Source organism: Mesobacillus sp. MER 48, from assembly GCF_023714225.1.
Classification (GTDB): domain Bacteria; phylum Bacillota; class Bacilli; order Bacillales; family Cytobacillaceae; genus Mesobacillus; species Mesobacillus oceanisediminis_A.
Genome location: NZ_JAMAUR010000022.1, coordinates 1 through 2,179, shown reverse-complemented (window position 1 = coordinate 2,179; position 2,179 = coordinate 1). Strand labels below are relative to the sequence as shown.

2 protein-coding genes are annotated in these 2,179 nt (G+C 37.8%); both read right to left on the bottom strand.

Annotation, left to right across the window (positions count from 1 at the left end):
• Nucleotides 1-53 precede the first annotated feature (53 nt).
• Nucleotides 54-806: an IS21-like element helper ATPase IstB gene (gene istB / locus M3593_RS23630; protein ID WP_251545066.1), complete on the bottom strand. Its 753-nt coding sequence runs from the start codon at nucleotides 804-806 to the stop codon at nucleotides 54-56.
• The gene (gene istA / locus M3593_RS23625) at nucleotides 799-2,088 is read right to left on the bottom strand and encodes an IS21 family transposase (protein WP_251545067.1); all 1,290 of its coding nucleotides are present in this window, start codon (nucleotides 2,086-2,088) and stop codon (nucleotides 799-801) included. Before istA ends, istB begins: the two co-directional genes overlap by 8 nt.
• Nucleotides 2,089-2,179: the final 91 nt, after the last annotated feature.

Sequence of the window (2,179 nt, the reverse complement as noted above, 5' to 3'; positions counted from 1 at the left end):
TATAAATGTCAATGCAATCATGTACATTTTTGACTGTGTAAGAATGTACATTTTTAATCATTTTCTTTTTCAAAATGATTCTTTATTCTGTATGAATCACCCACTATATTTACTACGGTAGCGTGATGTAGTACGCGATCTAATATCGCATTCGCTAACATAGTATCTTGAAAAACTCCGTCCCACTCCTTGAAGCTAATATTAGTTGTAAGAATCGTGCTCTTTTTTTCATATCGTAAATCAATCAACTGGAAGAATAACTTGGCATCCTCCCTGTCAATCGGGAGGTAGCCTATTTCATCAATGATCAAAAGCTTATATTTTGTATAGTGCTTTAATCTTGATTCTAATCTATTTTCCAGCTTTGCTCGCTTTAAATTCATGATTAAATCATTGCACTTAATAAAATAGGTGCTTGTTCTTTTTTTCGCTGCTGCTATACCAATAGAGGTGGCCAGATGCGTCTTTCCTACACCACTGGTTCCCAAGAAAACAATGTTCTCTTTCTCCTCCAGGAACCTCAACGAGGTAAAGTCAAGCATCTGCTGTTTATTGATGGTAGGCTGAAATTCAAAATCGAATTCACTTAGTTCTTTACGGTGTGGAAAACCTGCCACCTTCACCATTGAGTTGATCATGCTTTTCTCTCGGACATCAATTTCATAATTTGTTAGTTTGACCAGTGTATCAACGAATGACAATTGGTTACTCATACTAAAGTCAATCGTATCACCCAAATGTTCAATCATTTGTTTCAGGTTTAAATACTCCAGGTTTTTAAGGAGTTGTTGATAAGTGCTATTCATTTTTATATACCTCACTAATCGCTTGTAGATTTTTTCTGGCTAATTCTTTAATATCCGGAAACTTCCCAAGGCTTTGGGACAACGCTGCTACATAATGGTCCTCCTTGTAATTAAGGCGAATCCGGCTGATTTGATGTTGTGCGATTAAATCGGTGTTATAATAAATATGAATTTGGTCGTCATAGACTTGTAGACCTACGGTCTTTCCTTTGTATTCAGCTGGAACTGAGTACTGGTTTGATTGATAGGTAATCATATTGCTTGGATTGACTTTCACAAGTTTGTGGCTGATCTTATAAGAGTCTCTTAGTTCTTTCCGTGGTAGGGGGAGTAAGAGGCTCTTTTCTTGTGGTAGTGCTAAAATAGGTATTTTCCCTGTACCTTGGTGATAACTATGATTAATTCGTTCACACAGCTTTTGGACAAATTGATTCAGTTCCTCATAATCAAACTTCCCTTGATATGCATGGATTTCATCCAGTAATTTCATAGGTGATTCAACTTTTCCTTTTGTGCGTGGCCTTCCTGCAATACATGGCTGCACTTTGAACCCACAGTCCTTTGCGAACTGATGGAACCGCTCATTTACCACCCCTTTCGTATACTCGGTTCTTGCCTTATCCATCACCGTTTTCATGTTGTCAGTCACAATCACTTTAGGTACTCCACCCCAAGCTTCAAAACTCTCCATTAGGAAAGAGATGACAACGCTTTGAGACTTGGAAATGGATAAATGAAAGGCTCTGAACCTTGAATGAGCCAATAGTAGAACCCCCACATTGACATAAAGAATTTCTCCATCCTTCGTTATGTACCTGATGTTTTCTTTCCAGTCGAATTGTGCTTGTTCACCAGGAGCTGTCTCAAACCTGACAATGGACTTTGCAGGCTGAGTTCTTTTACCCTCTGTGAAATACGCTTGGAACTCAGGCTTTTTCGATAGATAGGCCCTGAAATTTGATTGTGAACATTCTAGTCCATGATTATCCGTTAGATACTGCCAAAGCACTCGTTTGTAGTAAAAGATCTGTTTAGATTCCTTAGAAAGCAGTAGGGAAATGACATTGTAATACTCATCTATTTTAGAATTACTTTTTCGCTTCCCCGGGGGTACATAGCCGTTTAGATACTTATCTATGGTCCTCCGATCAACATTCAACTCTCTGGCCAACTTACTCTTATTAATTTTCATATTCAGATTCTCCATAAGAAGCTTTAGTTTTGGTAAGTCCGTGACACACTTGATCTCTATATCTGTAGTCACTTCTAGTTGTACATGCATTCTCTCCACCTCAGGTAAAGTATGAATGCATGACACAAAACTGTACATTCTTACGTAATCATTTTTGTACATAATTAAATTAGCATTTCTA

What these genes read in the sequence shown, in the direction of transcription:
- istA (WP_251545067.1), bottom strand. Translation starts at nt 2,088, where the DNA reads ATGCATGTACAACTAGAAGTGACTACAGATATAGAGATCAAGTGTGTC.
- istB (WP_251545066.1), bottom strand. Translation starts at nt 806, where the DNA reads ATGAATAGCACTTATCAACAACTCCTTAAAAACCTGGAGTATTTAAAC.